Annotated in this window: 7 protein-coding genes; 2 read left to right on the forward strand and 5 right to left on the reverse strand. The window is 37.5% G+C overall.

Annotation, left to right across the window (positions count from 1 at the left end; genetic code table 11):
* Positions 1 to 10 precede the first annotated feature (10 nt).
* Entirely contained in the window at positions 11 to 2,044 is a 2,034-nt protein-coding gene (locus ACSLUH_RS18000; protein WP_448569589.1) for a winged helix-turn-helix domain-containing protein, read from the reverse strand.
* A 169-nt stretch (positions 2,045 to 2,213) separates the two neighbouring features.
* Between ACSLUH_RS18000 and ACSLUH_RS18005 the strand changes: the two genes are divergently transcribed.
* Positions 2,214 to 2,633 carry a nuclear transport factor 2 family protein gene (locus tag ACSLUH_RS18005; protein WP_448569591.1) on the forward strand — a complete coding sequence of 140 codons (420 nt, stop codon included), beginning with the start codon at positions 2,214 to 2,216 and terminating at the stop codon, positions 2,631 to 2,633.
* Between the two features lie 514 nt (positions 2,634 to 3,147).
* On the opposite strand, the gene ACSLUH_RS18010 is transcribed toward ACSLUH_RS18005, so the two are convergent.
* The gene (locus ACSLUH_RS18010; RefSeq protein WP_448569593.1) at positions 3,148 to 4,413 is read right to left on the reverse strand and encodes a tyrosine-type recombinase/integrase; all 1,266 of its coding nucleotides are present in this window, start codon (positions 4,411 to 4,413) and stop codon (positions 3,148 to 3,150) included.
* Between the two features lie 333 nt (positions 4,414 to 4,746).
* Here ACSLUH_RS18010 and ACSLUH_RS18015 point away from each other — a divergent pair, with 333 nt between their 5' ends.
* The gene (locus tag ACSLUH_RS18015) at positions 4,747 to 5,886 is read left to right on the forward strand and encodes a cell division protein FtsZ (protein WP_448569595.1); all 1,140 of its coding nucleotides are present in this window, start codon (positions 4,747 to 4,749) and stop codon (positions 5,884 to 5,886) included.
* Positions 5,887 to 6,037: 151 nt separating this feature from the next.
* On the opposite strand, the gene ACSLUH_RS18020 is transcribed toward ACSLUH_RS18015, so the two are convergent.
* From ACSLUH_RS18020 to ACSLUH_RS18030, 3 genes are all read right to left on the reverse strand, one after another.
* Positions 6,038 to 6,769 (reverse strand): hypothetical protein, encoded by a 732-nt coding sequence (locus ACSLUH_RS18020; protein WP_448569597.1) that lies wholly within the window; start codon positions 6,767 to 6,769, stop codon positions 6,038 to 6,040.
* Positions 6,753 to 7,529 (reverse strand): hypothetical protein, encoded by a 777-nt coding sequence (locus ACSLUH_RS18025; RefSeq protein WP_448569599.1) that lies wholly within the window; start codon positions 7,527 to 7,529, stop codon positions 6,753 to 6,755. The genes ACSLUH_RS18020 and ACSLUH_RS18025 overlap by 17 nt, the downstream gene beginning before the upstream one ends.
* Before the next feature lie 48 nt (positions 7,530 to 7,577).
* Positions 7,578 to 7,686, reverse strand: a 109-nt coding sequence (locus ACSLUH_RS18030) for an IS3 family transposase (RefSeq protein WP_448568195.1), incomplete at its 5' end; no start/stop codon positions are given.

Consider the following 7,686-nt stretch of genomic DNA (forward strand, 5'->3'; position numbering starts at 1 on the left):
TGACTTCCACTTAAAAATTAGTTCTCAATAAATCATTGAAATTAGACGTTACTTGCCAACTAACCCAATCCTCACCTGAAATATCAAACACTGGCGGTACATAGCGCTGTTCAGTAAAAATGTTGTAGTCACCAGCAAGATTCACCTTATAGATCTGATTTCGATAAGCGGAGCGACAATAAAGATCCCCCTCCTCCAACACATAGGTGATGCGTTTTCGTTGCAACACTTCAGGGCATTTTTGCGTATCAATCGTTTGCTGCTGCCAATGTGGCACCATCTGTTGGTCAATATAAAGCCACTGTGATCTATCTTCACGATTAGCACTAATAAATGCCCAGTCTAGTTGAATATCAGACAATGTATTGGTGGCTAAATGATGCTGCTGCAACTGCCATTGCTCACCACGTTTCACGGTAAAAAACAATGTGTGATTATCTAACCAACCAATGACGTAGGGCTGACTCGTTATCTGATTTATCGGCTCAGCTTTGCGTTGCTTAACATCGTATAACAGCAAGCCAGAATCAGTATTGGCTAAAATGTAACGATTATCATAGGACCATTTCAAATCAAAATATAAACGGCCGCGCTCAGCGGGTTCAATTGAAAATAATTCTCCGGCTACATTACTGATCCATAATTTACTATAACCGCTGCGCTTAGAAATAAACGCCAGTTGTTCACCATCATGAGCATAGGCAGGTAAGTAATCCATCACTGAGGAATTCAACTCATCAACAACTTTACCTGAAATCGCTATGTCGCGGTTGTTGATATAGGACGTAAAAAGATAATCTCGACCATTTTCAATACGATTAACATCTCGAATGCGGCGCGAATCGGTCAATATCGTCACTTGCTGACCAGTGCGTAAATCACTGCGCACTAAATTATATGATGGGTGCTCCCCAGGATGAACAATGCCCAACATCTCATGGTCCCAGACTGCCGTTTGCACTCGATAAGGCAGGGTTAACAAACGCTCAAACGTTGCTTCTTTCGCGTCGACACGATATGCATGGATTTGACCATATTCCTGCTCACTGAGCAGTAACAATTGACTAGACTGTCGATGACGATTGATTGAATAGTTACCATCACCATTGGCGAATGGCTGCGATAGTAACTGCTTAGCGCCAGTGGTTAAATTAAGCTGATATGCCTGATAAGGTGCATATTCATCAGCGCGTTCAACAAAATAAAGTGTATTACGTGCATCATCATAACTAAGTTCGGTAAAACTATTCCTCGGACATTGATAGAGCATGTTAGGCTTGTCAAACTCCCCATTAATAAGGGTTATAACATGAAACTGACATCCCTGCTGACTACGGTAAATATAAAACAATTTTTCGCCGCTATCTGACCAGTATGGGCTACTCGCTTCGCCGTTTTCTTGACTAACAATCGAGACTTCACCCGTTGTTTGATTTAACACATGCAACCGGTTGTTACTTTGCTCTTGGGTAACATACGCTAGGTAGTTGCCATCTAATGACATCGCGCCATGATATTGCCGTTTTGCTAAACGCAATAACGGTGTCACGTTGGCATTTTTGTTGGCACCTTCGCGCGACTCATTGCCATAAAACGCAAACAAAGTAATTATCAGTATCACAGTAACAACGATAGCGGAAACCAGCGGGAATAGGTTTGATGATTGTTGCGTTGACACTAAAGGCAATGGCTTATTGGCAGATTTTTCTTTTTCATTTCGCGCGAGTTCAGAGCCAGCTTCAACAACAGGGTAAGCAAATCGATAGCCCACTTTCGGCACGGTAACGACAAAACGTTTTATTTTGTGATTGTCTGCTAGTACTTTACGCAGTTTCACGATAATCCGATTAATTGCGCTATCACTAACCACTTGCCCCTGCCAAACATTTGTCATCAGTTCATCACGGCTAATATCTCGCTGTGGATGTTGGCAAAAATAATTGAGCAGCTCAGCAACTTTTGGCTCTAAAATAATTTCTTGCTCATTTTGATATAAAACATTGACGTGAGCATCAAAAATAAACTCACCTAGATCCCAGCGCATGGCAATTCCGTGTTAACTAACTTATTGATTTTAATAAAGGTCATGAAAGGTCATCTTTGGTCATCCCAAGTTAACGACCTGTGCTAAACGCTAATTTAATCTTAAGCACTACAAAGCACAAATTTAATGTGTTGCACCTTATTACTAATGTTTACGAAAAGGAAGCCCTATGAAAAGCTTAATTATCACCATCATAACGACAATCGCCCTACTCATTCCATCGAAGGCGTTCGCTAACGACGATATCAACCAAATTAGCCAAACCATTCAATGGTATTTTGACGGTACCTCGCAAGGTAAGCCCGAGTTAGTTGAAAAGGCGTTTATGCCGAGCTTAGAACTGCAATATATTGCCCCTGAAGGGCAGTTCAAACGCTGGCAAGGTACTGACTACATCAGCAACATTAATCCTGGTAAAAGCAATGATCGCGTCGGAAAAATCGTCGCTATTGATGTAACAGGTAACAGCGCCATGGCTAAAGCGACGATTACGTCAGGCGATAGACTGTTCACTGACTACTTCCTGTTACTGAAAGTGGATGGACAATGGAAGATTACCAACAAGATTTTTTATAAAGGTAAGAAGTAAAGGTAAGCTAAATTTCAAAAGAATGGGCAGCTTAGGAGAGCTGCCCGTTGATAGGATTTATTCGATGTATTGGATCTAAACATGGAATTGGCCTTCAAGTCATTGATATATAAAGGGTTCAGCTAATAGGGATACAGAAAAACCACCACTTTGGTCACCATCAAAACGCGGTAACCACCACTCAATACATACGAAGTATAGCACATAAAGTGCTTATATTTTAATAGATTAAGTAAAATAACTTATGATGTTCAGTTAACATTTTCTGAATATTGAGTATATGTGTACACAATACTTTTTTGGACCGTCCAACTTCGACACTCTTATGTGAATAAGTAAAAACGTTGAAGTAATTTCGAAAAAGGTATGGGGTCAGCCATAATAATTTAGGCTCAAATTAGTGATGTAGAAGTTTATTTTTAAGGTTATTTGTCTCTACATACTAATTTTGTCGCAATTTGTCTGTCAATTTTTGACTGTTAGCTATTGCGAATTTAGAAGTGTTAATTTTGTTTTATGCTGCCATCGGTAAATCTAGTTCCTCCTCTGGAATTTGCTCTAATAGGTTACTAATTGGCAAAATAATATCCGCAAGCTTTTTGTAAAGCTTAGTTCGTGCTTTAAATTGTCGTCCCAAATTGTACGCTCTCTCATCTTTTTCTTTAAAATGATTTAATGCTCTATCAGTTACCTCTTTTTTAAAACCCTCTTCTGAACCCATCGTAGTGAAAGTGCGTCGTAAATCATGAATCGTAAATCTAGGCACACCAGCTTTTCCTAATGGGTTATGAAATCTGCGGTGTTTACCGTAAAATTTATTGATCATTTTATTAAGCGCCCCATCAGATAAGTAAGGTGTTTTTGAATTCAAAGCAGCAGGAAAAAGATAATCAGAGCCTTTTGATTGCGCTTTTAAATAATTTAAAAGTGGGAGCACTTTTACAGTTAGCTCATCGAACTCACCAACCTTTGTAGGCCTTACCGTTAGCTCTCTGTCTTCAGGATCAAAATCCTCCCATTTTGCTCTTAATAGCTCATTCTTTCTGAAGCCGAAGATCATATATAACGCTATGGCTATTTGTGAGCGCAAAGGTGCTTGTTCTGGAAATTGCTGAACTGTGTGAAAAAACTTACCAATTTTTTTCTCAGTCAAAGCCAATCTTCGTGTCTTTTTCTTCTTACGGTTGGCTTTATCTAAAAAGAAATCAATATTTAATTCATAAGCAATATTTTCCATTAATAGCTTATGCGTGCACGCATAACCAATTGCTTTTTTAAATAATGATATCGTTAATTCAGCAACACTTAAGCGATCACTTTCTACGATGTCTATAACAACATTTTCTAAATCAATTCGTGTTAGATCAGTAATGGCTGTATCACCAATGGCAGGCCCTATATCCTTTAAGTAAATCTGCTTTGGTTTGGTATACTCACATTTAGTCCGGCTCCAATATGACTGAACCAAGTCATCAAATGTTCGAATTAATGCGTGGTCAGATTTGAATGGATTCTTTCCAGCGGAGAAACCCGTTTGAAGTTCATTTACATGTGCTAATGCCTGCATGTAATCCATAAAATAGGGATTGTTTTCACCATAAACTGCAAATTTCCGTTCTACTCGTTTTTTTTTCCAGCTCCGGCGAAAATACCAATGCGCTTTATTAATGTCCTTAACATGCAAATACAAATTTGAAGCAATTAAATGCTTACCGATTTTACCGTTACTAACTAAGTCTTGGATTTGCTCTTCAATAATTTTGTCTTTTACGTTTTTCATTAAATACCTCTTTAAGTAATGACGTATATATGAGACCACAGCCGTTATAGAATAAGCAATTTACACCAATAAATACTTTTATCAGTTTTATTAAAAATCGCTAATAAAACGCAAAAAAATTGAATTTTTTTGAAAATTTTTTATTTAAAGTTTTGCTAAAGAGAAATGCCAAAAATGAAATATAGCTAAAAACAAATTTGAGATGGGCAGAGCGACAAATTAACAAGAGGTTCTTATCACTTTTTATAAAATATTGTCCTCTATAGCAGATTTAAATGCGTCATATTTTGACGCAATAGCCGTTTATAGTTCTCCAAATACTTAGGAGTTTTTATGAACGAACTAATACAAAGTAGACCCAAATTACTTATTACTGTTATTGGTGTAGGTGGTTGTGGCTGCAATACGCTCAACATGCTGAGTCAAGCCAATTTGTCAGAAAGTGTTAATCTAGTTGCAGTCAATACAGACATAGCTGCACTTAATCATTGTAACACGAAAAACAAAATACTCATTGGAGAAAAGCTAACTAACGGATATGGTGCAGGAGCTGACCCAGAAATTGGGCTTAAAGCGGCACAAGAAAGCGAAGAGACACTAAGGAATGTTATTGAAGGAAGCGATGTAATAATCATAACTGCTGGTTTTGGTGGAGGCACAGGAACTGGAGCCGTACCATTTATAGCTTCACTCATTAGGGATCTAAACATCCCAAGCATCGCAGTTGTTACTCTACCATTTGAATCTGAAAGTAAAATGCGTATGAATTACGCTATTCAAGGTATTTTAGAATTAAGAGAACCTATAAAAGCTTATATAACCCTTTCAAATGACCTTTTATTGCAAAGCTTAGACGCGTCTGTTGGATTGTTTTCTGCATTTACTCACAGTAACGAAATTTTGCGAAACCTGATTGTTTCACTCGCATCAATGCTCACACAAACTGGCATAATTAACGTCGATATAAACGATTTCTCAAGAATTTTGTCATTTGAAGGAGAATCTGTATTAGGTGTCGGTAAAGCCCAAGCAGAAGATGATATTTATTTAGCCCTAGAGCAGGCAATTAATAACCCTATTGTTCAACTTGTAGGTATAAGTAAAGCAAAAGGCGTGATAATCCAAGTTTGTTGTAAAAATGAGATCTCCATTACAACCTATAATGGGATTTTGGACAAAATTAACAATCAATTAGAAACCAATATGGGGCTAGTTATTGCAGGCGTTACGCATTGTCCAGAGATGGCAGATGAGATTGAAATATTAATCGTTGCATCTGGCATTTCAACAAGCATTGAGGAAAACAAGTCCATGAATACCTCGCCAACCAATTACACTGATGATTTAGCTTTTACTGATAGCGAGATAAACCTACCAACACCTAATTATATTGATGTGCCAACAATTATTAGGTGGCAAGAGAAAATTAATCAACTTAACGCAGCAAGAGAAGAGTTACCTAATAACTCCTAACTGACATAATTTATAGCTTAATAAGCAACTGATTCAGTTAATTGGACATAGCGACTGGCACTGCTATTAATTCGTATAAGTCGAACCTGATGATTCTAGCTAGGATTAACCCAACTAGATATGATGTTCGTGGTCGTTCAAATAGAAAGCATTAAGATAGTTTTTCATCCCAGCATTGCTTAATAATCTCGATGATCACACTATTGGCCAAAGTTCTTCTATTAGGGTGTTCAACTCTAATAGCACAAATATCAGGAAAATACTCCATTTGTACCTCTGCAATTAAATTGTGAGTTTGCTTAGCGAGAGTGCTGCCTTCAAAGTAAAGCTTTGGAAGAAATTGGGTATTATTTCCACAGTGAAATTTGATATAGCTATCTCGCTTTCCCGTCGTAAACAAAATCAAATCAGGTTTGAGTATTTCAATTTCCCCTTTAATCACATCAAAAGACGACTTTTCTAGATCCCAAATGTCTTTTGGAGGCTTGCCCCTTCCATTTGCACCTATTTTCGAAATATTGTTCCAAACGAATTCGATATCTTTATTTTGAACATTTATATATTTTTCAAAAAAGCTGAAATTTTTATCATTCCAAAAGGCTCGCTTGCCTCTCTCTTTTCCATTTTTAGACACTTGATAAAAGTATTTGAAATATCCATCCATCAATTCCTGAATACCTAGCTGCGTTTCATTAAAACAACCGAACCATTTATCTGTTTCTTGCCCTACTATCATAACTCTTAAATCTGCATGCATGTAACTGTCTTTGACTTTGATCAACAAAGGGCTAGCTGCCTGACTCTTTAACTGACTTACTCCATCAATCAATGCCTGCCACTTACTTTCATAAAGCTTTCTTAACTCATCATTCATATTTTTCATCGAGAATCTCTTTAATTCTGGTACCGAATTGCTGCAATAGACTGTGGCTGTTAAGACCTGAAGGGTTAGTCATAAAAGGAACTGTTGCGAATAATGTGTTTTCAGAAGCCCACTTCCAATATAGCTTTCTAGGTTTGTTATTTTTGAGGGATACGTCTGTCAACTCCTCACATGTCAATTCAGAGATGTTATCGATCCCTAAGAAACATGAAGCGAAATCTTCTATATAAGAAGTCCCCGTGCAAAGTATTAGTCTTGGCTTATGTTTGTTAAACTCTTCTCTAAAAAACGGGAATCGATGCTCTTTACAATAGTTTCGATATTCTTGTTTTGTCGCTAACCCCGTTAACCTATCTAAATTAAACGTTCCCCATAAATTATCTTCAGTGTTTGGTAGACCGATAGGATAAAGGTTCAGTTTAAAGACTTCTGAATTTGCAATTTCATGCACAACAGTGTTGTAGTTTTTAACGTTATACCCTTTAACAGCCGTTATTAACTTCGCTGAATTTCTGCCAAAGGTATAATCAATATTGTCACCAACAACGTACTCACTATCATGAGGATCTGCATAACCCAATTTAATAGCTTTTGACATACCACCGCTATGGTAATCAGCTACAGCTTTAAAATGCTCTCTGTCTGTTTGACCATTAACTTTTGCAAATCCCCACTCAATGCCAACAAACCAAATCTCGCTTAGATCTGGGCTACCACCGTCACATCCAGAATAAGACGCAATCCAATTTTTTAATGCCATTATTGTCCTTTATTATTAGCTACTGATATTATGTTCTGCGCAACTAAATCAGGACACTTTTCTTAAGGAATTTAGCTCATACTCTACTGGTGACAGATCACCGTTAGCAGTATGAAGCCTTTCTAAGTTGTAATAGCGCATATACGCAGCTACATCG

The organism is Thalassotalea ganghwensis (genome assembly GCF_053485795.1).

What these genes read in the sequence shown, in the direction of transcription:
- ACSLUH_RS18000 (WP_448569589.1), bottom strand. Translation starts at nt 2,044, where the DNA reads ATGCGCTGGGATCTAGGTGAGTTTATTTTTGATGCTCACGTCAATGTT.
- ACSLUH_RS18005 (WP_448569591.1), top strand. Translation starts at nt 2,214, where the DNA reads ATGAAAAGCTTAATTATCACCATCATAACGACAATCGCCCTACTCATT.
- ACSLUH_RS18010 (WP_448569593.1), bottom strand. Translation starts at nt 4,413, where the DNA reads ATGAAAAACGTAAAAGACAAAATTATTGAAGAGCAAATCCAAGACTTA.
- ACSLUH_RS18015 (WP_448569595.1), top strand. Translation starts at nt 4,747, where the DNA reads ATGAACGAACTAATACAAAGTAGACCCAAATTACTTATTACTGTTATT.
- ACSLUH_RS18020 (WP_448569597.1), bottom strand. Translation starts at nt 6,769, where the DNA reads ATGAAAAATATGAATGATGAGTTAAGAAAGCTTTATGAAAGTAAGTGG.
- ACSLUH_RS18025 (WP_448569599.1), bottom strand. Translation starts at nt 7,529, where the DNA reads ATGGCATTAAAAAATTGGATTGCGTCTTATTCTGGATGTGACGGTGGT.